Below are 23,006 nucleotides of genomic sequence, written 5' to 3' on the forward strand. Positions count from 1 at the left end.
ACGGCGTGTCCGGGAACGGCTCAGATCCGGAACCGCCGCACCACGTTCTGCAGTTCGCGCGCCGAGGCGTCGAGCTCCCCGGCCGCCGCCCCGACCTGGGCCAGCTCGGCCGACGTGCGCTCGGTGGCCCGGGCCACCAGCCCCACGTTGGCCGCGATCTCGCCGGAGCCGTCGGCGGCGCCCGCGACGTTGCGGGTCATCTCCGCCGTCACTGCGGTCTGCTCCTCCACCGCCGCCGCGATGGTGTTCTGGTAGGTGCTGATGTGGTCGATCACCTCGGTGATCTCGCTGATCGCGGCCACCGCGGCGCCGGTGTCGGCCTGGATGGTCTGCACCTTGTGGACGATGTCGTCGGTCGCCTTGGCGGTCTCGTGCGCCAGTTCCTTGACCTCGTTGGCGACCACGGCGAACCCCTTGCCCGACTCCCCGGCCCGGGCGGCCTCGATCGTGGCGTTCAGCGCGAGCAGGTTGGTCTGCTCGGCGATCGCGGTGATGGCCTGCACCACGGTGGCGATCTCGGCCGACGCCTCGCCCAGGCGTCCCACCACCTGGCTGGTGCTCTCGGCGCTGCCGACGGCCTGCGCGGCGACCCGGGCGGCCTCGGTGGCGTTGGTCGCGATCTCCTGGATGGCCGCGCCCATCTCCTGGCTGCCCGCCGCGACCGTCTGCACGTTGGCGGACACGTCGTCGGCCGCGGACGCGACCCGGCCCGCCTGCTGGGCACTCTCGTCGTTGCTGGCCGCCAGGCTCGCCGCGGTACCGGTCAGGCCGGACGACAACGACGTCAGCGTGGTCGACGCCTGGGTCAGGGCGTGCACGGCGGCCCGGGTGCTGGCGACCGCCTCGTTGAGCGCGGCGTCGGCGGTGGCCACCTCGTCACGGCCCTGCGGCGTCGGGGTGTGGGTGAGGTCGCCGTCCGCGACCCGGCGCAGCGATCCGACCGTGCGGCTGAGGGGCCCGGTGATGCTGCGGGTGACGACGTAGGCGAGCAGGGCGGCCAGCCCGATCGCGATCACCAGCACCGTGACCACCAGGGCCCGCACGGTGCGGGCACTACTCGCGGCGTCGGCGCGCTCCCGCGCCGTGCGCTCGTTCACCGACGTCACCAGGGAGCCGGTCTGTTCCAGGATCTTGCTGTAGCTGCTGTAGCCGACGTCGAGGATCTCGGCGTCCCCGGCGGCCAGGTCGCCCCGCCGGAACAGGCCCGCGGCCTTGTCGTCGGAGGCGAAGTAGGCGGTCCAGTTCTGCGAGAGCGCCTCGAACGTGGCCCGTTCCGAGGCCGTGGCCGATCCCAGTGGGAAGGCCTCGAGGAATGCCAGCAGCTTGGCCTTGTCGGCGAGGAACCCGGCCCGGTTGGGCGAGTCGTCGGCCAGCGGGTTCCTCACGCCGGGGCGGCGGGTGTCCCAGGCGTAGGCCACCTGCCAGCCGGAGATGTCGGCGTTGTAGAACGAGATCGTGTCGATGGCCTGCACCAGGTCGCTGAGGTGCTCGACCCGGGTCGCGGACGCCCGCTGTCTCGACTGGCCGACCAGGGCCGCACCGGTCGCCGTGGTCAGCAGGAGCACGACCACCGCGAAGGCTGTCCCCAGCCGGGTCCCGATGCGGACATTGCGCAACTGCATCAGCACGTGTTCCTCCCCCGAGGCGCCGGCCCGGCGGGCACGGCACCCGTTGTTGTTCGGGACCGGGGCGCCGGAGTTGAGCGCGCGACGTCAAGGACCCTCCGGCGATTGAGGGACGCTTCGACGCACTTGCGTCTCTTTCGTCACAGTTCTCGAGTCAAGCTGGGTTCGATCCACCTGTCCCCGCGGAGGTGCGCGTGACCAGTTTTCGTCTCCGGGACCACCGGCACCGGCCCCAGGAGGTCCTGACGATCAGGGTCGCCTCGGGCCCGGACGACGAGATCGCCGTGCGGGCCCTCGACGACGCCGCCTTCCCGGCCGGTCAGGACGACGTGGTCCGGGCCGACCCGGGTGAGCTGGAGGAGGGGGTGGCCCGGGGTGACATCCACGTCCTGCAGCGCGGCGACGCGATCGCCGCGTACGCCCATCTCGACAGCTCCGATCCCGGGCACGTCTACATCGCGGGATTCGCCGTGCACCCGGACGTGCAGTCGGCCGGGCTCGGCAGTTACATGATCGGGCGCCTGATGCACGACCGGCGCGACGAGCTGAACCGCATTCCGGTGACCGCGGTGTCGTCACCACACAATCACGCGATGGCGAGTCTTCTGCTGCATCACGGATTCGCGGTGCGCTGGGCCCTGCGGGACTTCTTCGGACCCGGTGTCGACCGCTACGGATTTCAGCTCCGCCGAACGCCCCATCGGCCACCGGAAAACGGGTTTCCGGGAAGAACCGAAGTGGTCTCCGCCGACCGCCCGGACACGCTATTCTCACTCGTCGCGGGCGAGGGAATGGTGGCCCGTGAACTGATCCGGACCGACTCGGGGCCGACGTTCGTGCTGTCCGCGCCGTATCCCGACGAGTTCCTGCCCTGTGCGCCACCGGGAAGCGGAAAGGACGCCGCGCAGATGGGGACACCCGGCACCTAGGAGCTGACTCCTTCAGGTGCTTATTCTGGTAGGCGGACCACAGAACGTATTCTGCCAATTGCTCGTGTCAATCACGTGCTCAACGGACGGAAACTCCGATGGTTCCCATCGATGCGCAGGCCACTGAGACAACTGACGATTCCGTTGTCACCGGAGAATGGCTTCGCCACAACGAAGACGTGGCCTGGAAAGACTTCGAGCCGTCGGCCTACTGGCACCACAACTACGCGTCCCTGCGTGAAGACGACCGGGCCATTCTCGAGCACGTCGGTGGATTCTTCTCCGAGTACCACCGCGAGCACCCACGCGTCGCCGGGGGGCCGCGCGTGACCGGCATCGACGTCGGCTCCGGCTCGAACCTGTACCCGGCGCTGGCCATGCTGCCCTGGGCCGACGAGATCCTGCTCACCGACCACTCCCCCTCGAACGTCGCCTGGCTACGCGGCGCACTGGCCGGGCAGCAGCCCGACACCGACGCCGACGGCGCCTGGGTGTGGCTGCCGTTCTGGGAGACCCTGCGTGCCTACGACGGTTACGACGCGGCCACCGACCCGCGCCGGGAACTCACCCGGCGGTGCTCGGTCGAGCAGCGCGACGTCTTCCAGCTCCAGGCCGACGGCCGGTTCGGCATCGGCACCATGTTCTTCGTCGCCGAGTCGCTCACCTCCTACGAGAACGAGTTCGAGGAGGCCACCGAGCACTTCCTGCGGTCGCTGGCTCCCGGTGCCCCGTTCGCCGCCGCCTTCATGGACAAGTCGCTCGGCTACGTCGTGGGCGACAAGTCGTTCCCCGCCGTGCGTGAGGTCGACTCCCTCCGCGTCGACGTGACGCTCCGGCAATTCGGGGCGAAGGCGCGGGTCACCAAGATCCCGGTGCCCGGCAACGACCCGCTGCGCGACGGGTACGACGGCATGATCATCGCCGTGGGAACCACGGCATAGTCCGAAACCACTGCTGGGGATGGTGCTTCGCCGATGCTGCTCGAACCCCGTGACCAGATCCTCGACATCTGGCGCGCGTCGCTGCGCTACTCCTACCGCACCGGCGAGTGGAACTGGGCCGGCAACTCGATCAGCGACGCCGAGCAGCTGCTGTGCATCCTCTACCCGGCCACCGCCGTGCCCACCCTGGGGTTCGACCAGCCCGACCTGATGGGCGAGGACGTCGCCGCCGTCCTGCACCCGCTGGGCAACCAGCTCGAGGCGCCCCGCACGATGATCACGCTGCTCATCCAGTACATGCGGACGTACACCGACGAGGTGGGCAACCCGACGTTCCGGGCCGGCAGCTACATCGACCCGGAAGAGGTCACCGGGGCCGGGGCCGTCACCACCGGCGAGCAGCGCGACCTGGAGATCGTCGACTCGTACTCGATGTCGGTCTCCCTGTGCCTGGCCGTGCTGGGATTTCTGCAGGCGTTCCGCGAGGGGGTGCGCAGCCGGGCCCTCCTGGCCCAGATCGAGGAGCTGCGCGGGCTCACGTCGCACCGGCTGACCGGGGCCCTCACCGGCCTGCTGCGCAGCTTCTCGGTGCACGTCTTCGAGATCGACTCGCTCGCCGGGCAGAGCCTGCTGCGCAACGTGAACCAGGCGCGGGAACCCGACCGGATCGTCGCCGACCGGCTGTCCCGCGAACTCGACGACATCCGCGGCCGCCTGCGGGGCGACGTCACCATCGGATCCGGCGTGGTGGCCGACGAGCTCGACAACCGGGCGCGGCTGTTCGAGTGCGGCTGGTCGTGGGGCGTCATCAAGGGCGCGGCCGGGGTCTCCTACACCGACGAGGTCACCACCCAGCCCCCGGGGGTCGCCGAGGACCGGCCCTACCTGTACTTCACCGGCGTCGCGCTCGACGGCATCGAAGACCTCTTCAGCCGGCGCACCCAGATCCTCGGCCTCCTCGACGACGTGCAGCTGCGGGCGGCCCAGGCTCTGCGTCTGCGCTACGACCTGACCCTCGCCTTCTGGACGCGGGTCGCCACCACCGGCTCCACCGGCCCCGCCCGGATCGCCGTGGAAGACGTCCCCTGGCGTACCTCCGACGGCGTCGAGTCCGAGTACTACACGCTGTTCGTCACCTCGATGGTCGTCCAGCAGCTGGCCGACGACCCGGCGAGCGCACCGTTGCTGTCGCGGATGGCCCGGATCATGGAGCACCTGGCCGACCGCGGGCGCATCACCAGCCGCCCCGTCACCCGCAGCCCGGTCAGGTCCGAGGACCAGGCGCTGCGCCTGCACGAGCCCGGTGAACGACTCACCCTCCGCGGCACGGAAGAGCTTGGCTCCCGGCAGGTCTGGCGGATCGCGAACTACTCCTCGCTGCTGTTCAAGCGCGCGGTGCGGATCTCCGGGCTGCTGGCCGACGTCGAGCAGCGCGACGCCATGCTGCGGCTCAGCGACACCCTCATGCAGCACCTGCAGGCCCGGCGGCTGACCGAGGGCGACGGCACCGGCCTGTGGGACCAGCTCTCCCCCGCCCTGCCCATCACCCTGTCCGAGAAGCAGCCGCCGTCCTGGTACCACACCGAGCGCGTCATCGAGGGCCTGGTCACCGCGGCCGGCATGCTCACCGAGGACCTGCCGCCCAGCCCGGCGCTGCTGCCGCTGGCCACCGACCTGCTCGCCGAGGCCGAGAACATCTTCGCGCAGGAGAAACTCGCGGGCACCCGCACCCAGGGCCACGCCGTGCGGGTCTCGTTCGACTCCATCGAGAAGCACCTCGAGCGGGCCCGGCTGCTGCTGCGCCGCCGCCCGGGCACGTCTCTCACCCTGGTGCAGGGTGTGCTGCGCGAGCTCGACGGCCTGGCGATGGCCCGGCAGGGTCCCGGGCGCGGTACGGCATGATCGTCTTCGCCACGTCCGACAAGGGCGGCACCGGCCGGTCGGTCACCAGCTGCAACCTGGTGTACCAGGCCGCGCTGCGTGGGCTGAACGTCGGCTACCTCGACTGGGACTTCGGATCTCCCACCGCCGGAGCCATTTTCGGTGTCGACTCGCTGAACCGGGGCACCCGCTCCGGGCGCGGCCAGCACGCGTACTTCCTGGGGCAGGTGCTCGAGCCGGAGACCGTCGATATCTGGGCCGCCTCCGACCGCAACAGCCTGCGGCACCGCCCGCCCGGCAGCGGGCGCATGGAGCTGCTGCCCGGTGACGAGGGCCAGGGCGAGTTCCGGGTCGGCGAGGGCCCGATCGTGCAGCGCGCCCTCGACATCCTGCGCTGGGCCCAGAACGAGTACGACCTCACCGTGGTCGATCTCAGCGCCGGCCGCTCCTACGCCCTGCGCATGGCCCTGACCGCCACCCGGCCGGACGAGAACGTGGGCCGCTCCCGCTGGCTCGTGTTCCACCGCTGGACCATGCAGCACCTGACCGCCGCCCACGGCCTCGTGCACGGCGCCCAGGGCCTGCTCGACACCGGCACCAAGGTCGGCCACGACCGCGAGGACCTGCTCGACCGGATCCGGTTCGTGCGCACCGCCATCATCGACCCGAACGCCCCCGACCTGCGCGGCCTGCGCACGTCCCAGCTGTCGTGGCTGAGCGAGCGCAACGCCGAACTGCACCTGCGCGCGCGGGAACTCGAGCTCGGAGCCCGGTGGGTGCTGGGCAGCATCCCGGTCGACCCGGTGTTCCAGTGGCACGAGCAGCTGCTCACCAGCAGCGACCTGTACGGCCGGGAGACCGCCAACAAGGTCACCGTCGACGCCCTGCACGACCTCTCGCTGGCCGTGCTCGACGACGACGCCTGGGAACCCCGGTGAGCGCCACCGGCGAGTTCCACCAGACCGAGGCCGAGCCCCGCACCCGGGCCCTGGCCATGTCCCACCTGTCGGTCGAGGTCGGTCACCTCTACCTCGAAGACCTCCTGGCCGGGCCCGAGCGCCTGCGCGAGCAGTTCACCGAGGTCGGGCGCTGGCTGCAGACCGCCCGGGCCTCGGTCCCGGCCCCGAAACCCCGCATCAGCACCTGCTTCCTGATCGACGACTACTTCTCCCCCGACCTCGGCGATCCGGGCGAGGTGATCACGATGATCACCTCGGCCGCCACCGAGGCCGGCGTCCCGATCGACTACCTGGCCCGCGAATCCGCCTGCGCCCTGGTGCGAGGCCCGACCGGGCCGGTCAGCCCGGCCCAGCAGCTCGTCGACGCGCTGGTCGTCGAACCGCCGCCACACACCACCGGCGGGCGCCCACCGGTCACCCAGTCGGGGTGGCTGAGTAACGGACGCCGCTCGCCCGGCGCCGACGACGGCTCGGCGATGAGTGTGGTCACCTGGGAACCACCGGAACAGACCACCGCGCGCGGGCATTCGGTGTTCGTCGACGTCGAGCTGTGGAAGGACGAGCCCGGCGGGCGGCGCTGGTCGTGCGCGCTGCTGGCCGCGGCCTGGCAGTGGCTGCGGCTGGGGCTGCCGCGCTACCAGGGCCAGCCGCTGGCCGAGCCCGAGCCGGTTCCCGACCACTGGCCCGCCCGCTGGGGCGACCTGCCCGGCGTCCTGCGCCTGGACGACCGCGCCGCCCCGTTCACCGCGCAGCGCACCCTGTCGATCATGTCGTCGCGATTCCTGCTGGTGGAGGCCGCGGTTCGTACCGTGCTCGACCAGGTCTGGCAGGACCCCGAGGCCGCCCGCCTGATCGCCGACGGCGCCGCCCGCGAGGGCCTGACGCTACCGGCCGACGCTCTGGCCCGCGTCGGGTATGTCCTCGTCGGGCCCTGACAGGTCGATCTCGGCCACGAAACCGTCTTTCGCGCTGCCGAGCAGGTGCCCGCGGTGGTTGCGGCCGCCGGCGATCTGCAGCGAGGTGTCGGGGTCGGGCAGCGAACCGGCCACGCGCCACAGCTCTTCGAAGCGCTCGCGGTGGCTGTCGAGACGGTGCTTCTCCTGCACCAGGCGGGTGGTGATGATGACCGGCTGCACCGCGTTGGTGATGCGGCTGGCCCGGGTGGTCTCGTAGGCCAGCACGTCGTCGAACACGATGAAGTCGCTGACGTGGTCTTTCAGGCGCTCGGGGGTGTTGGACTCGTCGATGCCGCGGATGTCGACCCCGGCCTCGCGCTGAAGACGCTGCACCCGCAGGAAGTTCGGGTCGCTGGCGAACTCCGGGGCGTCGAACACGAAGATGCGCCGGATGGCCACGCCACGGCGGGCCGCGGCGCGCTGGATCTCGAGGTAACGGGCCCCGAGGTCGGTCAGCCAGAGGCCGCCCTCGAAGCCCTTGCCGCCCGCGTCGACCGTGACCAGGCTGGTGGCGACGATCGACCGGCGGGCGCTCTTGGCCAGGGCCAGCAGGTACTCCCGGTCTTCGCCGTCGTAGTAAACCTCCTCGCCGGCACCGAGCGTGCGCAACAGCCGGGAGACCCGCTCGACCTCCTCGGCGGCCAGGCGGTTGATCAGGTCGGGACTGCGGGTGCTGAGACGCCCCGCGTGGAGCAGGAACTCGTTGAGCACCTCGGACTGCAGCGCCGACTGCTCGATCATGCGGGAGGCGGAGCTGCGCTCGATGCGCTTGAGGCCGTCGCCGAACTCGGTCTGGGCCTGGCTGAACTCGCCCAGCAGCTGCGAGATCAGGGTGACCCCGCCGACCAGGAAGGCCATGATCAGCTGGTCGCCGACGTTGTTGTTGAGCACCTCCTGCAGCATGTTCGAGGCGACGAAGGTGGCCCCGCCGACCACCGCGGCGACCGTGATGCGGCGCAGGGTGCGCAGTTCGGCGCTCGGCGGGCGGGACGGCGGGCTGGTCGGCGAGGACATCAGGGCTCTCCCACTCGCGACGGACGGGGACGCTGGCGGACCGCCTGTTCCACGGCGGCGAGGGCGATCTGGTCGCGGACCCGGCTGACGGCCGAGGCCCACTGCGCGCTGAGACCGGAGACCCGGTCGGCCTCGGCCCGCAGCTCGGCCAGGACCGGACCGAGCCGGGCGCCCGGGAGCCAGGCATGGATCAGGTGGTCGACCGCGGGGGCCAGGGTGGCCACCACCGCCGACCGGTCGGCCCGGCCGATGCCCGCCCGCTCGATCAGCCCGAGCAGTGACGACAGCAGCCAGTCGTGCAGGGCGATGTCGAGACACAGCTCGTCGGCCTGCGGCATCACCTCGGGCGGGACGCGGACCAGCAGGGTGTGCACCGCCCGGCTGCGGAGCGTGAAAACCACCGAGGGAGTGCCGGTCTCGGGAACCGCGACCCAGCGCAGCCGGGTCTGCTCGGGGCGGTAGGTCTGGAGCCGGTCGAGCCGGGCCGAGCCGCGGATCTGGTTGAGCCGGTGCACGCTCGGGCCGCCCAGGTCGAGCACACCCCCGGAGGCGGCCGGCTCGGCGAAGAACGCCTCAGCCAGCTCGGCCGCCCGCACCGGGCCCCAGGTCTCGACCGTGCCCGGCTGCGCGAGGTAGTGCGACCAGGGCAGGCGGCGCTTCTGACCGGCCACCCGCAGACCGGTGCGGGTGTGAGCCTGCACGACCTGGCCGCCGGTGACCCGCACCTCGGTGCTGACGGTGCCGACCCCGCGCAGCCGGCGGCCGACCGCCGAGGGCATCCAGCAGTCGACGCCGGTGAAGCTGTGCGGGGCCGCGACGTGGGCGACCGGACGTTCCCAGCGGCGGGGCGGACGGCCCGGGCCGGGGGTGAGCAGATCGGCGGTGGCGTCCGAGGGCAGCGGCCCGGAGTGCGGCAGCAGCCCGGTGCGGATCTCGCCGAGCGCCAGGACCGGGCCCGCCACGTCGACGGACACGGACAGCGCGGGGGTGCCGAGGGCCGGCTTCGGCTGACTCGTGACTGACATGCGGCCCCCCAACCCATGTTCGCCTGCCCGACGATGGTAACTCGCGGTGCCACCACCGAGCAGGAGTCTGGAAAGGGGATCGGCCGATCCCCGCAGGTTTCGGGATCGCGTCGACACCAATTGATGCAAATGGATCGCGGAATTTTCAGGAACTCGAAAGTTGCGGGCAACCTTTTCGGCACAACGAAAACTTGATGTCCGGAACTCGTTCGCCTAACCGAAGAATCAGCGGCCCGGCCTACGCTCTCGAACTCGTCATCCCGCCGGAATCATGAACCGCACCGACCCTCGGCTTCTGAATTCTGCGCCTGAACAGCAGAAAGGGCACCCGCCCCTCATGAGTAGGCAACGCAAACGGCTCGTCCCGATCCTCTCGGTCACCGCCGTGCTGGCGGCGGGGGCCGCCACCGCGCACGCCGTGAACCCGGGCGCGACCACGACGTCCACCGCCGCCTCCACGACCGTGGCGACCACCGCGTCCACCATCGCCGCCGCGGCCACCGGCACCACCTACTACGTGGCCCCATCGGGCAGCGACAGCGCCGCCGGCACCGCGGCCGCGCCGTTCCGGACGATCGCGTTCGCCCAGTCGAAGGCCGTCGCCGGCGACACGGTCTACTTCCGCAAGGGCACCTACGCCTACACCGCGGCGAACAAGGCCTGCTCGAGCCAGACCGCGCTGGTCGACGCGATCACCCTGAACAAGAGCGGCAGCGCGGGCAAGACGATCACCTACGCCGCCTATCCGGGCGAGACGCCGGTGTTCGACTTCTCGGCGATGAAGGACGACTGCCGCATCAAGGGTTTCAACGTCACCGGCAGCTACGTGAACGTCAAGGGCCTGGAGATCAAGGGCGTCCCGCAGAACAACACGAAGAATCACGAGTCGTGGGGCGTGTACGTCACCGGCAGCAACAACACGTTCGAGCAGCTGAACATTCACCACATCATGGGCGCCGGCCTGTTCATCAAGGACGGCGGCGGGAACCTGGTGCTCAACAGCGACTCCCACGACAACTACGACCTCTACACCTCCAACGGTGCCGGTGAGAGCGCCGACGGGTTCGGTGCGCACATCCCGGCCGGCAAGCCCGGCAACGTGTTCCGCGGCAGCCGCGCCTGGAACAACGCCGACGACGGCTTCGACCTGATCAACGCGTTCTCGCCGGTCACCATCGAGAAGTCGTGGGCCTGGTCGAACGGCTACGTGCCGGGCACCACGACCGCGGCGGGCAACGGCAGCGGCATCAAGGCCGGCGGCTACGGCGGCGTGTACTCGGCGGCCGCGGTCAAGCACGTCGTGCGCTACTCGGTCGCGTTCAACAACCGGGCGGCGGGCTTCTACGCCAACCACCACCCGCTCGCGCTCGACTTCTCGCACAACACGGCCTACAACAACAAGCCGAACTACAACATGCTCGGCATCACCTCCTCGGGCGCCGCGACCGGCCTGGGCACCCTGACCGACAACATCGCCCTCGGCGGCACCCTGACCAGCAACATGACCGGCACCACGCAGAAGAACAACTCGTGGAACCTGAGCCCGGCGGTCTCGAGCAGCGACTTCCAGAGCCTGAGCACCACCGGGTGGGACGCGGCCCGGCAGGCCGACGGCAGCCTGCCGGTGCTGACCAGCCTGCGGCTGAAGTCGACCAGCCCGCTCTACGGCAAGGGCAGCGACTCGGGCAACATCGGGGCCTTCTGAGGCCTTTCCAAGCCTTCCGGGGTCTCAGGCGCCCTTCTGACGTGCGGGGCGGCCTCTTCGCGCAGAGGCCGCCCCGGTCAGATTTCTCAGGCGCTGGTGGTGACGTCCCCGTGCACGCCGTTGGGGAAGAAGCCACCCTTCTTGACGGCGTTCGGGTTCAGGTAGACCACGTTCAGCACCTGGCCCGGGCTGCGGCTGTAGGCGATGCCGGCCGGGTTGGCGGGAACGATGTTGGCCATGCCCTTCCAGGTGATGCCCTGGTCGCGGTCGTTCTTGCCGTCGAGGGAGTCCCGGGCCATCGAGATCGCTCCGGCGGCCTTGCCCATGCCCTTCTCGTAGAGGGCGGTGCGGATGGTGGCGGCGTGGTAGGCCTCCACCGCCATGATCCCGGCCGCCGCCTCGAGGTAGGTCTTGTTGTCGATGAGCGGGGCGGCCCCCTTGTAGGCGGTGACGCCGACGTCCTCGAAAAGGAAGGCACCGAGCAGGAAGTTGTCCTCGTTCGCGAACGGGTCGAACTTCTGCTTGGCGCCGATCAGCCCGGCCGCGCGGGCGGCGGCGGTGAAGCTGTTCTTGATGTCGATCTTCGGCCGGGACACGGCGGCACCGCCCAGCGCACCGCGCAGGAACTTCACGTGCGCGAGCTCGTCACCGGCGATCTCGGCGGCGTACTTGCGGATCCGGGCGGTCTTGAACGGCACCTTGGCGCCACCGACCACTCCCCCGCGGGCCTGCTTGCCGGAGGTGAGCTTGTCGGCCAGACCGTGACCGTGCACGGCCCAGGAGTAGAACTCCGCCTCCAGATACTCCAGGTTCAGCGCGAAGTTCAGCACCGCGCCGTCACTGGGGGCCGCCGCGGCCACCGTCTCCGAGGCGGTTCCGGCCTGGGCCGGACCTGCGTTCATGACCGCGCTGCCGACGAGGCCGGCGCCCACGGCGCCCATCCCCGCCGCCCCCGCGGCCCGCAGGAACCGCCGCCGGTCGGTACGGCTCTCGGCACTACGGTCGATCATGTCGACGACCAGCTTGTTCCCGAACATCCACTGCCCCCTGCAGGTTGGTCGAGCCGGACCGGTTTGCCGGAGATGATCCGGAAAACGCGCGTCCAACGGACGCTTTCGATATCGGCGTCGGACTGGAGCGTACGGCAGCGCACGGCACCCGGGGAGCGGCCTGGTACTCGGTCTTTCGAATGATCCGCCGCGTGGCCCGGCCGGGGGTCGGGAGAGGGCCGGCCGCTGACCGAGGCGGCGGTGCGGGCGCTGAACCCGGATGCCCGCCTCGATCAGCTCACCGCACCGATCAGTGCGGTGCGAAGGTGATGTGCCCCGCCTCCCGCCGCCCCTGAGCGAGACCGGCCCGCGCCGAGGGGATCCGGTTCGCGGGGTCCATCTGATCCGGGCCCATCGCGGCCCAGGACTCGGCGTCGGGCGTGATCACGTCGACGTGAGCGCCCTGGCCGCGCAGCAGCTCGACCTGGCTGGGCAGGTCGGTGCCCCAGGCCGCCTCCCGCCGGATGCCCTCGAACTGGCCGTCCTGCGGTGCGGGCGCCGGGCCGCCGAACGGCGCGAGCACCAGCACCTTCGCGTAACCGGCCGCCAGATCGGCGTTCTCGGCCGAGCGCACCCCACCATTCACATAATGGACGCCGTGGACGGCATGGGTGGGCCCCGCCCCTGGGAGGGCGGTGCTGGCGGTCACGGCATCGGCCAGGTCGACGCCGGAACGGCGGTCCAGCGGCGCCAGTTCACCGGTGTGCGCGTTGACGGCCACCGCGATCATCGGCCGCTCGGCCCACTCCTGACGGGGAAGCCGGGACGCGACCAGGGCCCGCCGCCGCTCGGAGACCTCCGGGCCGAACCGGGCGTCGCTCTCCAGGGCGAAAGCGCCCAGATTCCGCTGCAGTTCGGCCGCCGAGGTCGCGGCGGCGCCGATCTCGCGCAGCCGTTCGAAGACCGCGAGCATCGGCGAGGGACCGGCCTGCCCCGGGGAACCCGCCTGACCCTGGCGACCGGGCTGGCCCTGCAGGCCGGGCTGACCTTGGAGACCCGCCTGCCCCTGGCGACCGGGCTGACCCTGGCGACCGGGCTGACCTTGGCGACCGGGCTGTCCCGGCCGGCCCGTGGCAACCGGCTGGGTCAGGATCGACGCCAGCAGTTCGGCGACCGGGACGCCGCTGCGGATCCACGCGGCCGAGGTGGAGCCGGAGGACGTGCCGATGACCAGGTCGGCACCGGCGATGTCGTGACCGGCCTCGGTCAGGCCGGCGATGACGCCGATCTGCCAGGCCTGCCCGGAGGCTCCGCCGCCACCGAGCACGAGCGCATGGGAATGGTTCATGGTAGTCACCTTTCGGAGTGCCTGAGGTTTCGGCGCTCCCGGCGACTACTGCATCGACCGCCCGACCGTGACGGCACGGGGGAGCACCCACATCGCTACCGCGTTCATGGGTCTCACCTCCTCGAGCTGGGTCACGGTCGAGCCGAAGGTACCACGACGACTACTTGCGGAGGCCGGCGATCAGCGACTTGTACTTCGCCCCGGCCTTGCGGTTGCTGGTCGCGGAGATCTCGCAACCGCAGTAGTCGGCCCCCTCGTTGAACACCGACACGAACCGGATCGAGCCCGGGTCGGCCTTCTGCTTCTGTGCCAGCCAGGTGTAGGTGACGTCGAAGAACTTGGGGTTGTCACCACCGGAGTGCGCGGACTGGCCCGAGCCCGAGGAGACGCTGAACTCGGCCAGGGCGAAGGGCAGGCCGCGGTCGCGGGCGAACTCGTACCAGTAGTTCCAGCCGTACTTCTTGGTGAAGTGGCTGTTGATGTTGGCCTGTGTGGTGAACGGCGCCCACCAGTCGTAGGAGTCGAGTGCGATGATGTCGACCTTGCCCTTGACGTACAGGCTTTCGATGCTCTTGACGGTGCCGTTCTGCGCCGGGCCCTCGTTCGGGTTGAACACGATCTGCAGGTCCGGGGCGGTCTGGCGCATCAGCGTCACCGCGCGGGAGAACTGCTTGCGCCACTGCGCGGCGTTCTCGGCGTGGGAGAAGCAGCAGTTCATCTCCCAGCCCAGGCGCACCAGGGCGTCGGGGTCGACCGCGGCGATCCTGCGGCCCAGCTCGCGCCAGCGCGGGTCGTTGCCGGCCTTGCCGTCGTCGGTCCACAGCGGCACCGAGATGATGAAGTCGTCCCGCGAGGCCTTGAACGTGGACGGGACGGTCGACGCCCACCAGTCGTTCAGCTGCTCGTCCCAGTTGGCGCGCGACGTGTACGCCACCACGTTGTCGACCGGGGCTCCGCGCCACGTGGCGAATTTCGTGGCCCGGGTCGAGGAGTGCATGAAGAAGCCGCCGTCACTCCACGGCATCCCGGAGGCGTAGGTCTTGGCGGCCTTCTTCGCCGCCGCCTTCTGCGCCGCCGCCTTCTGAGCTGCCGCCTTGGCCGCTGCCTTCTTGGCGGCTGCCTTCTTGGCCGCCGCCTTCTTGGCCGCCGCCTTCTTGGCCGCCGCCTTCTTCGCCGCCGCCTTCTTCGCCGCCGCCTTCTTCGCCGCCGCCGCCTTCTTGGCCGCCGCCTTCTTCGCCGCCGCCTTCTTGGTGGTCTTGGCCTGCACGTAACCAGCCACCGGCTCACTGGCGGCGAGAACCTGCTGCGGCACCCCGCGGGCAGGCACCCCGGCGTCATCCGTGTGAGGGCCCCCGACGACCACACCGGCGACGAGCGCCAGCGTGGCAACGAAGGCGGCACTGAACGGACGGGCGCGTTTCATGAGCTTCTCCAGCGTCGGTACGACCGGCGGCACGCCAGGCGCACCGCTTCGGCGGCGAGGGCACCGCGCTGTCCAATTCGGAGAAAGCCGGGGCGAACTAGCGGGCAGGAACGTCGGCACCACCCGGAAGGGGGACATTCCTGTGAGCGAGATGCCCGCTATCGCGCGCTTTCGGCGGATCGGCCGTCGCCCGCTCAAGGCCGCGTCCCCGATGGTGGACGCGGTGGTCGCCCGGGCGGGCGTCCCTCAGATCCAGCCCATGCGGCGGGCGATGGCGCAGGCGTCGTGGCGGTTGGCGGCGTTCAGTTTGGTCATCGCGTTGGACAGGTAGTTGCGCACCGTCCCCGGCGACAGCGACGCCCGGGCGGCGATCTCGTCGATGGGGGCGCCGGTCGCGGCGAGCTCCAGCACGTCCGACTCGCGAGGGGTCAGGGGACTGTCGCCGGCTGCGATGGCCTCGGCGGCGAGTTCCGGGTCGACGTGACGTCCGCCGGCGTGCACGGTGCGCACCACCGCCGCGAGGGTCGCGGCCGACGTGGTCTTCGGGAGGAAACCCCGCACCCCGGCCGCGAGCGCGCGCTTGAGGTGACCGGGACGTCCGTAGCTGGTGACGATCACACAGGCGCACCCGGGCACCTGGGCCGCGACCTGCTCGGCGGCCGCGATGCCGTCGAGCCCGGGCATCTGCAGGTCGAGCACGGCGACGTCGACCTGGTGCCGCACCGCCATCGCGACAGCCTCGGTGCCTGTCGCGGCCTCGGCGACCACGTCGAGATCCTCCTGCAGGCTGAGCATCTGGGCCAGCGCGGTGCGGATGAGGTTCTCGTCGTCGGCGAGCAGGATGCGGATGGGGGTGCTCACGGGGTCTCCCGGTCGGCGCTGGTCGGCGTGGTCGGCGCGGTCGGCGCGGTCGGCGCGGTCGGTGTGGTCATGGTGGACGGTGTGGTCGCGGCGGGCGGCCCGGTCACCGGAGGCGTCGGGGCGGGCACCGCGGACGGGACGGCGGACGCGCTGAGCGGACCGCTGGCGGGCAGGCGCGCGGTGACGATCCAGCGGTCGTCGCGGCGACCGGCGTCGAGACGGGCGCCCAGGGGGTCCAGGCGTCCCCGCAGGCCGCTCAGCCCCGAACCAGCCACACCCGAACCAGTCACAGCCGAACCAGCCAGACCCGCATCGGTCAGGCCTGGGTTCCCGAGTCCCGGGGCGTCCCCGGCCGGAGCGGGCGTCAGGCCGTCGTTCTCGATCCGGAGCACCTCGTCCGCGAACGAGATCACCACCGACTGCGCCGACGAGTGCCTCAGCACGTTGGTCACGCCCTCGCGCACCACCCAGCCGGCGGCCTCGTGCCAGCCGCGCGGCACCGCGCCGGTCTCGAGCCGCACCGCGATCCCGGCCGAGCGCAGCAGCGACCGGGCGCCCTCGAGCTCCTGGGGCAGGCTCGTCGGGCGGTAGCCGCGGGCCAGTTCGCGGGCCTCGGTGAGCGCGTCGTGGGCGACCTGGCGCACCTGCATCATCTGCGGAGCGGCCCGTTCGTCACCCCGTTCGGCCAGTGTGGCGGCGAGTTCCGCCTGCACGGCGATGGTCGAGAGATGGCGTCCCAGCACGTCGTGCACGTCGCGGGAGAACCGCAGGCGTTCCTCGGCCACGGCCAGCTGGGCCTGGGTGTGCCGGGCGGCGTCGAGTTCGGCGACGATGCCGTAGAGCCACAGCGACGCCCGCACGGTGCCCACGACGAACACGGCCACGACCACGGCCGCGGCCACCGCGAACCAGTCCTCACCCCCGATCCCGCCCACCACCGCGCTGACCACGACGAGCCCGGCCGCCACGCGACGGTCGGGCAGGCCGCCCAGCCCGGTGGTGAGTGAGGCGACGACCAGCGCCGAGATCCCGCCGCGGGCCGGCTGCCCGACGAGCACGATCACGATCAGCAGGTAGACGGCACAGCCGGCGACCAGGGCGGCGGCGCGGGACCAGGGGAACGGCCGGGTGCGGGGGTAGATCTCCATCACGGCGTTGAACGTGGACGACCCGAGCGCGGTGACCACCGCCCCGGCGACCACGACCGCCACGGCGACCGGCGCGTCCATCATCGGTACGGCCCCGACGACGAAGGCGAGACACAGGCCCCACAGGGCCACGTGCAGCGACAGCCGGGTGTAGAGGGAGACCCTCTCCACCCGGCTCAGCTCGGACCACCGGCGCACTCTCACGCCGTCAGCCTAGGACTCACGTGCGCGGCTCCCACCGCATCGAGCGGCGGGCCAGGTCGAGGGCCAGCGCCGTCCAGAAGAGCATGACCACGACCGGCTGCCCGGCTGCGCTCCAGGTGTCCACGAAAGCGAGGGTGGACGTGGTGGCGTCGGCGTTCTCGAGCCCGAACCAGCCGACCCGGATCAGTTCGGTCATGGCCGCGCCGGGCGTGAGCGAGATGGCCTCGCGGACGGTGTCGGACAGGCCCGGGAATCCCCCGACGAACGGGCCCAGGCTGGCCAGCACGATCACCGGGATGCTGGTGAGCTGGGCGGCCTCGGCGCTGCGGGTCCAGGCGGCGGTCCAGTAGGCGAAGGCCGCGAACATCACCACGGCGAGCACCGCGGCCAGGGCGAACAGCAGGGCGTTGACCGGGACCATCTGACCGGCGGCGATCGCGATGGGCACCGCGATCGCGCTGACCAGGAGCGCGATGCCGATGCCGGGCAGGGCGATGCCGGCGAGCAGTTCGCCGTCGCGGGCCTCGCCGGTGCGCATGCGCTTGAGCACGAGCTCGTCGCGCCGGCTCACGAACTGGCTCAGGATGTTGTAGAAGACGGGGAACAGCACGGCCAGCAGCAGCACCGAGCCGATGGCGCTCGCGCCGGTGGTCTCGGCGCCGCGCTCGCCCATGAGCAGGAGCAGCAGTGGGGCCAGGGGCATCACCAGGGCGTAGGTGACGGCGAGCTTGTTGCGGGTCAGGAGCACGGTGTTCCAGCGGGCCAGGTGCAGGGTGCGGGGCACCGAGAAGGTGGCGCTCATCGGGTGCTTCCTTCCAGGACTGGGGTTTTCGGGGACGCGTCGCGGCCGTCGGCGATGGCCAGGAAGACCGACTCCAGGCTCGGGCTGCGGGCGTCCAGGCCCTCGAGGCGCAGGTTCTGCGCGCCGGCCCAGGCCAGCAGCCCGGCCAGCGCGGTCTGCAGGTCGGCGGTCTGCAGCACGGTGCGGCCGTGCTCGTGGGCGCTGTGGGTGATGCCCGCGAGCCCGTCCGGCACCCGCAGCGATCCGGCGAAACTGATGGTGGACGGGTGGCCCTCGGCGATCTGCGCGGGCGTGCCGGAGCGCACGATGAGCCCGGCGTGCATGATCTCGAGCCGGTCGGCCAGGGTCTCGGCCTCGTCCAGGTAGTGCGTGGTGACGAGCACGGTGGACCCGGCGTCGCGCAGGCCGGAGATCAGGTTCCAGACCTCGCGGCGGCTCTCCGGGTCGAGGCCGGTGGTGGGCTCGTCGAGCACGACCAGTTCCGGGTCGCCCATCAGCGTGCAGGCCAGGTCGAGGCGGCGGGCCTCACCGCCGGACAGCGACAGCACCCTGGTGTTCGCGCGGTGGGCCAGGTCGAGCAGGTCGATCATGTCGTCGGCCGGGCGCGGCGCGGTGAGCGTGCCGCCCCACAGCCGCAGGGTCTCGCGCACGGTGAGGTCGCCGGAGAAACCGCTGCGCTGCAGCAGGACCCCGGTGCGGCGGCGCACCTGTGCGCGGTCGGTCAGCGGGTTCAGGCCGAGCACCTCGACGCTGCCGCCGCTGGGGGCGGCCAGGCCCTCGATCACCTCGAGGGTGGACGTCTTGCCGGCGCCGTTGGTGCCGAGCAGGGCGGTGACGGATCCGGCCGGCACGTCGAGGTCGACGCCGCGCACGGCCTCGTAGGCCTGGGCCCCGGTTCCGTAGGTCCGGCGCAGGCCCCGGACCCGGATCGCGAGTTCGTCTGTTCTCATGGGTTCCAGCCTGGTGCCGCCTCCGGTCCGGCGCTGCTGGCGGTTCTCACCGGCCTCCGATGACATTTGTCATCGTTCGCGGCGCGCCGCCACCACCGGGTGCATTCTTGCCGGGATGCTCTGCGGGCATGACCGCCATCTCCGGCCTGCTCGCCGCCCTGTCCTCGGGTGAGATCGAGATCATCGATGTCACCGCGCCGCTGTCGCCGCAGACGCCGATCCTGCAGCTGCCGCCGCCGTTCGCGAACACCATCCCGCTGTCGCTGGAGAAGGTCAGCGACTTCGACGACGACGGGCCGTACTGGGGCTGGAACAACATCCACACCGGGGAGCACACCGGGACGCACCTCGACGCGCCGATCCACTGGGCCTCGGGGCGCGAGGGTCACTCGGTCGACACCATCCCACCGGCCCGGCTGATCGGCCCGGCCGTGGTGCTCGACCTCCGTGCGGAGGTGGCGGCCGACCCGGACTTCCTGCTCGAGCCCGCCCACCTGGACGCCTACGTCGCCGATCACGGGCCGCTGCCCGAGGGCGCGTGGCTGCTGTTCCGCACCGGCTGGGCGGCGCGCGGTGACGACCCGGTGGCGTTCGCGAACGCCGACGAGAACGGCCCGCACTCCCCCGGTGTCTCGGTGGCCGGGGCGCAGTGGCTGGCGGCGTCGAGCATCTCGGGTTTCGGGGTGGAGACCGTGGGAATCGATGCGGGACAGGCCGGTTCGCTGGATCCGGCCTTCCCGGTGCACTACCACCTGCTGGGTGCGGACAAGTACGGCCTGACGCAGCTGCAGAACCTCGACCGGCTGCCCCGCACGGGGGCGATGCTGGTGGTGGCGCCGTTGCCGATCGTGGGCGGGACCGGTTCGCCGGCACGGGCTTTCGCGCTCGTCCCGCGCTCCTGATGGGCACGGTCGCCGAGCAGGTCGGGGCGCTGCTGGCCACGCTGGGCGTGGGGCACGCGTTCGGGGTGGTGGGCAGCGGGAACTTCCATGTCACCAATGCTCTGCGGACGCACGGGGTCCCGTTCACGGCGGCCCGTCACGAGGGCGGGGCGGCGTCGATGGCGGACGGGTACGCGCGCCTGTCGGGGCGGGTGGCCGTGGTCTCGGTGCACCAGGGCTGTGGACTGACCAACGCGATGACCGGGATCGGGGAGGCGGCCAAGAGCCGGACCTCGGTGCTGGTGCTGGCGGCGGACACGGCCTCCTCGGCGATCCGCTCGAACTTCCGGATCGACCAGGACGCGCTGGTCACGAGCGTGGGGGCGGTGGCCGAGCGGGTGCACTCGGCGGCGTCCGCGGCGGCGGACGTCCAGCGGGCCTACCGGACGGCGGTCGAGGGCCGGCGCACGGTCGTGCTCAACCTGCCGCTGGACGTGCAGGCCGCAACCGCGATCGGGCCCGGCACCGAACCCGGCGCTGCCGACCCCGGCGCTCCTGAACCCGGCGCTGCCGAACCCCACGCCGCCGAACCCGGTGCTCCTGAACCCGGCGCTCCTGAACCCGGCGCTGCCGAACCCGTCCCGGCACCGGAGGCCGGGACCCGTTCCCGCCCCGACCGTTTCCGGCCGGCGCCGGTCCGGCCCGCCCAGGCCTCCGTGTCCGCCCTGACCGAGCTGCTGGGGCGGGCGGAGCGGCCGGTGTTCGTCGCCGGGCGGGGTGCGCTCGACGCCGGTCACGAGATCGCCCGGCTGGCGGTGCGTTCCGGCGCTCTGGTCGCGACCTCGGCCGTGGCCAACGGTCTCTTCCGCGGTGACGCGTTCGACCTCGGCATCTCCGGCGGGTTCTCCTCACCCCTGGTCGCCGAGCTGATCAGCGGGGCCGACCTGGTGATCGGCTGGGGCTGCGCCCTGAACATGTGGACGATGCGCCACGGTTCGCTCATCGGCCCGTCCGCCCGGGTGGTCCAGGTGGACGACGACGTCGCCGCCCTGGGCGCCCACCGGCCGGTCGACCTGGGGGTGCTCGGCGACTGCGGGGCAACGGCGTCCGACGTGCTCGCCCGGCTGGACGGGGCCGCCGCGGGAGCAGCGCCCACCGAGGGCGTCACGCCCACCGAGGGCGTCACGCCCACCGACGGCGTCACGCCCACCGACGGCGTTGCGCACGCCGGCGAGGTCACGGACGGGCACGCGGGCGCCGCCGGGACTCCGGCCCGCCCCACGGGGTATCGCACCGAGGAGGTCGCCGCCCGGCTGCGGGAGTCGCGGTGGTGGAACCAGACGCCCACCCCGGACCTGTCGACGGGTGAGCGGATCGATCCCCGCGTCCTCACGTCGGCGCTGGACTCGCTGCTGCCGGCCGAGCGCGTGGTGTCGGTGGACTCGGGCAACTTCATGGGCTATCCCTCGGCGTACCTGCGGGTGCCGGACGAGAAGGGGTTCTGCTTCACGCAGGCGTTCCAGTCGATCGGGCTGGGGCTGGCCAGCGGGATCGGCGCGGCGCTGGCCCGGCCCGGACGGCTCGGTGTGGTCGCGGCGGGTGACGGCGGGTTCCTGATGTCCCTGCCCGAACTCGAGACGGCGGTGCGGATCGGGCGGCCGCTGGTGGTGATCGTCTACAACGACGCGGCCTACGGGGCCGAGGTGCACCATTTCGGCGAGGACGCCGACCTGCGCGCGGTCAGCTTCCCGGACACCGACATCGCCGCGCTCGCGGCCGGTTTCGGGGCCACCGGCGTCACGGTCCGGGGCACGGACGACCTGGTGGGCGTCGAGCGCTGGCTCACCGATCCGCGGGGCGTGCTGGTGATCGACGCCAAGATCGCGAGTGACGGCGGGGCCTGGTGGCTGGCGGAGGCGTTCCGGGGACATTGACGGAACACCCGGCCGGGATCTTCCGCACCTGCGACCCGGACCTCCCGGGCCTATCGTGACCAGGTGGACAGCTTCCAGGCCGGCGGCGCCCGTTTCACCCTGGACGCCGCCGACGAGACGATCGCCCGGGTCCTGCGCGGGCCCGGGCCGCACGCCCTGCTGCACGACGACGGCCCGGGACTGTCCCGGCTCGGGCTGATCGCCCGGGCCGAGGGCGACCAGGTGCTGCTGGAGGGGCGGATCACGTCACAGGAGCCGGGTTTCGACGGCCCGCTGCACCAGTTCATGATCGGCGCCGACTACGTGGCCCCGGTCTTCGAGAAGCTCGGCCGGCTCCTCGCCGGGCCCGGTGAGGAGCCCGCCGAGACGCTGGCCCAGGACGGGATCAGTGCCGCCCTCTTCCCCGGCCGCGCCCTGCTCGACGGGCGGGTGACCGACCGCCTCGTGGTGAGGGTCGCGCGCACCGCGTTCGGCGCGTCCACCATCGGCGCGATCGTGCACCTCATGGTCACGGTGGCGGCCCGACGCCCGGGCGGCGCCGACTTCCTGCGGGGACGGCATGTCCGGATCAGCGCCGAGGCGCCCGCCGGCCCCCGGGCGGCGGACCCGACCCCGATGACGGACGACGTGCGCCTGGCCGATCTCGGCGGTCTCGACGAGGTGGTCACCCAGCTGCGGGACGTCGCCGACTCGTTCCGGCACCCGGAGGTGATGGCGCGCTGGGGTGCCCGCCGTCCGCAGGGCATCCTGATGTGGGGCCCGCCCGGCACCGGCAAGACCACCCTGGCCCGGGCCCTGGCCAACGAGATCGGCGGCACGCTCGAAGAGGTGCGCAGCAACGACATTCTCGATCGCTGGATGGGCGCGTCCGAGCGCAACATCGCCAAGGTCTTCGCGCAGGCCCGCCGTTACACCTCCCCCACCGTGCTGCTGTTCGACGAGTTCGACAGCATCGTCAGCTACGCCGGGCGCCCGCAGGGCTCGGCCGACCAGGCCATCAACTCGGTGGCGGGCATCTTCAAGCAGGAGATGAACGGCCTGATCGAGGCCAACCCGAACGTCATCGTGGTCGCGACCACCAATTTCCCCGACCGGGTGGACGATTCGCTGATCCGCTCGGGCCGCTTCGACGTGAAACTGGCCGTGCCCCTGCCGGGGGCGCAGGCCCGCGCGGACATCCTGGCCAAGCAGATCCGGGCGCTGGAACGGCGGCACACCACGGACGCGTTCCGGTTGTTCGCGCCGGACGTGTCGGTGCCCGAGCTGGCCGGGCACGCCACCGGCCTGTCCGGAGCCGACCTGGCCGAGGTGCTGCGGCGGGCCCAGCTCGAGAAGGCGATGGCCGAGGCCCGGGGCACGGCCGCCGGGCCGATCACGCAGAGCGACCTGCTGCGCGGCATCCGGCACCTGAACGGGGCACACACCTGAGGA

19 protein-coding genes are annotated in these 23,006 nt (G+C 71.7%); 9 read left to right on the forward strand and 10 right to left on the reverse strand.

Annotation, left to right across the window (positions count from 1 at the left end; translation table 11 throughout):
- Window positions 1–20: 20 nt before the first annotated feature.
- Entirely contained in the window at window positions 21–1,622 is a 1,602-nt protein-coding gene (locus J2S57_RS32600; RefSeq protein ID WP_307251153.1) for a methyl-accepting chemotaxis protein, read from the reverse strand.
- A gap of 197 nt (window positions 1,623–1,819) precedes the next feature.
- Here J2S57_RS32600 and J2S57_RS32605 point away from each other — a divergent pair, with 197 nt between their 5' ends.
- The 5 genes from J2S57_RS32605 (at window position 1,820) to J2S57_RS32625 (ending at window position 7,270) form a co-directional block, all read left to right on the forward strand.
- The gene (locus J2S57_RS32605) at window positions 1,820–2,554 is read left to right on the forward strand and encodes a GNAT family N-acetyltransferase (protein WP_307249929.1); all 735 of its coding nucleotides are present in this window, start codon (window positions 1,820–1,822) and stop codon (window positions 2,552–2,554) included.
- Between the two features lie 179 nt (window positions 2,555–2,733).
- Window positions 2,734–3,495: an SCO2525 family SAM-dependent methyltransferase gene (locus J2S57_RS32610; RefSeq protein WP_307249931.1), complete on the forward strand. Its 762-nt coding sequence runs from the start codon at window positions 2,734–2,736 to the stop codon at window positions 3,493–3,495.
- Window positions 3,496–3,528: 33 nt separating this feature from the next.
- On the forward strand, window positions 3,529–5,397 hold the full coding sequence (locus tag J2S57_RS32615; RefSeq protein WP_307249933.1) for an SCO2524 family protein: 1,869 nt from the start codon (window positions 3,529–3,531) through the stop codon (window positions 5,395–5,397).
- Window positions 5,394–6,314, forward strand: coding sequence for an SCO2523 family variant P-loop protein (locus J2S57_RS32620; RefSeq protein WP_307249935.1), 921 nt, complete (start codon window positions 5,394–5,396; stop codon window positions 6,312–6,314). Before J2S57_RS32615 ends, J2S57_RS32620 begins: the two co-directional genes overlap by 4 nt.
- Window positions 6,311–7,270, forward strand: a complete 960-nt coding sequence (locus J2S57_RS32625) for an SCO2522 family protein (protein WP_307249938.1) — start codon at window positions 6,311–6,313, stop codon at window positions 7,268–7,270. The genes J2S57_RS32620 and J2S57_RS32625 overlap by 4 nt, the downstream gene beginning before the upstream one ends.
- Here the strand turns inward: J2S57_RS32625 and J2S57_RS32630 are convergent.
- Together J2S57_RS32630 and J2S57_RS32635 are read right to left on the reverse strand one after the other, a co-directional pair.
- Window positions 7,220–8,305 carry a hypothetical protein gene (locus J2S57_RS32630; RefSeq protein ID WP_307249940.1) on the reverse strand — a complete coding sequence of 362 codons (1,086 nt, stop codon included), beginning with the start codon at window positions 8,303–8,305 and terminating at the stop codon, window positions 7,220–7,222. The two genes, J2S57_RS32625 and J2S57_RS32630, sit on opposite strands and share 51 nt — an antisense overlap.
- On the reverse strand, window positions 8,305–9,330 hold the full coding sequence (locus J2S57_RS32635) for an SCO2521 family protein (protein ID WP_307249942.1): 1,026 nt from the start codon (window positions 9,328–9,330) through the stop codon (window positions 8,305–8,307). The genes J2S57_RS32630 and J2S57_RS32635 overlap by 1 nt, the downstream gene beginning before the upstream one ends.
- Before the next feature lie 337 nt (window positions 9,331–9,667).
- On the opposite strand from J2S57_RS32635, the gene J2S57_RS32640 reads away from it, so the two are divergent.
- Window positions 9,668–11,035: a right-handed parallel beta-helix repeat-containing protein gene (locus J2S57_RS32640; protein WP_307249945.1), complete on the forward strand. Its 1,368-nt coding sequence runs from the start codon at window positions 9,668–9,670 to the stop codon at window positions 11,033–11,035.
- 86 nt (window positions 11,036–11,121) lie between these two features.
- Here J2S57_RS32640 and J2S57_RS32645 read toward each other — a convergent pair whose 3' ends face one another.
- The 7 genes from J2S57_RS32645 to J2S57_RS32675 all read right to left on the reverse strand — a co-directional run bounded on the left by J2S57_RS32645 (window position 11,122) and on the right by J2S57_RS32675 (window position 18,760).
- Window positions 11,122–12,072, reverse strand: a complete 951-nt coding sequence (locus J2S57_RS32645) for a ferritin-like domain-containing protein (protein ID WP_307249947.1) — start codon at window positions 12,070–12,072, stop codon at window positions 11,122–11,124.
- A 262-nt stretch (window positions 12,073–12,334) separates the two neighbouring features.
- Window positions 12,335–13,372, reverse strand: coding sequence for a patatin-like phospholipase family protein (locus J2S57_RS32650; protein WP_307249949.1), 1,038 nt, complete (start codon window positions 13,370–13,372; stop codon window positions 12,335–12,337).
- Between the two features lie 160 nt (window positions 13,373–13,532).
- A complete protein-coding gene (locus tag J2S57_RS32655; protein ID WP_307249951.1) occupies window positions 13,533–14,795 on the reverse strand; it encodes a histone H1-like repetitive region-containing protein in 1,263 nt (420 codons plus the stop codon).
- A 246-nt stretch (window positions 14,796–15,041) separates the two neighbouring features.
- Window positions 15,042–15,656: a response regulator transcription factor gene (locus J2S57_RS32660; RefSeq protein WP_307249953.1), complete on the reverse strand. Its 615-nt coding sequence runs from the start codon at window positions 15,654–15,656 to the stop codon at window positions 15,042–15,044.
- Window positions 15,653–17,008 (reverse strand): sensor histidine kinase, encoded by a 1,356-nt coding sequence (locus J2S57_RS32665; protein WP_307249955.1) that lies wholly within the window; start codon window positions 17,006–17,008, stop codon window positions 15,653–15,655. The genes J2S57_RS32660 and J2S57_RS32665 overlap by 4 nt, the downstream gene beginning before the upstream one ends.
- A 16-nt stretch (window positions 17,009–17,024) precedes the next feature.
- Complete coding sequence (locus J2S57_RS32670) at window positions 17,025–17,810, reverse strand: ABC transporter permease (protein ID WP_307249958.1); 786 nt, start codon at window positions 17,808–17,810, stop codon at window positions 17,025–17,027.
- The gene (locus tag J2S57_RS32675; RefSeq protein ID WP_307249959.1) at window positions 17,807–18,760 is read right to left on the reverse strand and encodes an ABC transporter ATP-binding protein; all 954 of its coding nucleotides are present in this window, start codon (window positions 18,758–18,760) and stop codon (window positions 17,807–17,809) included. The genes J2S57_RS32670 and J2S57_RS32675 overlap by 4 nt, the downstream gene beginning before the upstream one ends.
- Window positions 18,761–18,888: 128 nt before the next feature.
- Between J2S57_RS32675 and J2S57_RS32680 the strand changes: the two genes are divergently transcribed.
- The 3 genes from J2S57_RS32680 (at window position 18,889) to J2S57_RS32690 (ending at window position 23,003) form a co-directional block, all read left to right on the forward strand.
- Window positions 18,889–19,662, forward strand: a complete 774-nt coding sequence (locus tag J2S57_RS32680) for a cyclase family protein (protein ID WP_307249962.1) — start codon at window positions 18,889–18,891, stop codon at window positions 19,660–19,662.
- Window positions 19,662–21,575, forward strand: coding sequence for a thiamine pyrophosphate-binding protein (locus J2S57_RS32685; RefSeq protein WP_307249965.1), 1,914 nt, complete (start codon window positions 19,662–19,664; stop codon window positions 21,573–21,575). Before J2S57_RS32680 ends, J2S57_RS32685 begins: the two co-directional genes overlap by 1 nt.
- Window positions 21,576–21,638: 63 nt before the next feature.
- Window positions 21,639–23,003: an ATP-binding protein gene (locus J2S57_RS32690; protein WP_307249967.1), complete on the forward strand. Its 1,365-nt coding sequence runs from the start codon at window positions 21,639–21,641 to the stop codon at window positions 23,001–23,003.
- Window positions 23,004–23,006 lie beyond the last annotated feature (3 nt).

It is taken from the genome of Kineosporia succinea, assembly GCF_030811555.1.
GTDB lineage: Bacteria > Actinomycetota > Actinomycetes > Actinomycetales > Kineosporiaceae > Kineosporia > Kineosporia succinea.

Excerpts from the sequence above, each read along its gene's own strand:
- J2S57_RS32600 (WP_307251153.1), bottom strand. The coding sequence starts at position 1,622 with ATGCAGTTGCGCAATGTCCGCATCGGGACCCGGCTGGGGACAGCCTTC.
- J2S57_RS32670 (WP_307249958.1), bottom strand. The coding sequence starts at position 17,810 with ATGAGCGCCACCTTCTCGGTGCCCCGCACCCTGCACCTGGCCCGCTGG.
- J2S57_RS32630 (WP_307249940.1), bottom strand. The coding sequence starts at position 8,305 with ATGTCCTCGCCGACCAGCCCGCCGTCCCGCCCGCCGAGCGCCGAACTG.
- J2S57_RS32620 (WP_307249935.1), top strand. The coding sequence starts at position 5,394 with ATGATCGTCTTCGCCACGTCCGACAAGGGCGGCACCGGCCGGTCGGTC.
- J2S57_RS32655 (WP_307249951.1), bottom strand. The coding sequence starts at position 14,795 with ATGAAACGCGCCCGTCCGTTCAGTGCCGCCTTCGTTGCCACGCTGGCG.
- J2S57_RS32645 (WP_307249947.1), bottom strand. The coding sequence starts at position 12,072 with ATGTTCGGGAACAAGCTGGTCGTCGACATGATCGACCGTAGTGCCGAG.
- J2S57_RS32680 (WP_307249962.1), top strand. The coding sequence starts at position 18,889 with ATGACCGCCATCTCCGGCCTGCTCGCCGCCCTGTCCTCGGGTGAGATC.
- J2S57_RS32675 (WP_307249959.1), bottom strand. The coding sequence starts at position 18,760 with ATGAGAACAGACGAACTCGCGATCCGGGTCCGGGGCCTGCGCCGGACC.
- J2S57_RS32640 (WP_307249945.1), top strand. The coding sequence starts at position 9,668 with ATGAGTAGGCAACGCAAACGGCTCGTCCCGATCCTCTCGGTCACCGCC.
- J2S57_RS32635 (WP_307249942.1), bottom strand. The coding sequence starts at position 9,330 with ATGTCAGTCACGAGTCAGCCGAAGCCGGCCCTCGGCACCCCCGCGCTG.
- J2S57_RS32685 (WP_307249965.1), top strand. The coding sequence starts at position 19,662 with ATGGGCACGGTCGCCGAGCAGGTCGGGGCGCTGCTGGCCACGCTGGGC.
- J2S57_RS32650 (WP_307249949.1), bottom strand. The coding sequence starts at position 13,372 with ATGAACCATTCCCATGCGCTCGTGCTCGGTGGCGGCGGAGCCTCCGGG.
- J2S57_RS32615 (WP_307249933.1), top strand. The coding sequence starts at position 3,529 with ATGCTGCTCGAACCCCGTGACCAGATCCTCGACATCTGGCGCGCGTCG.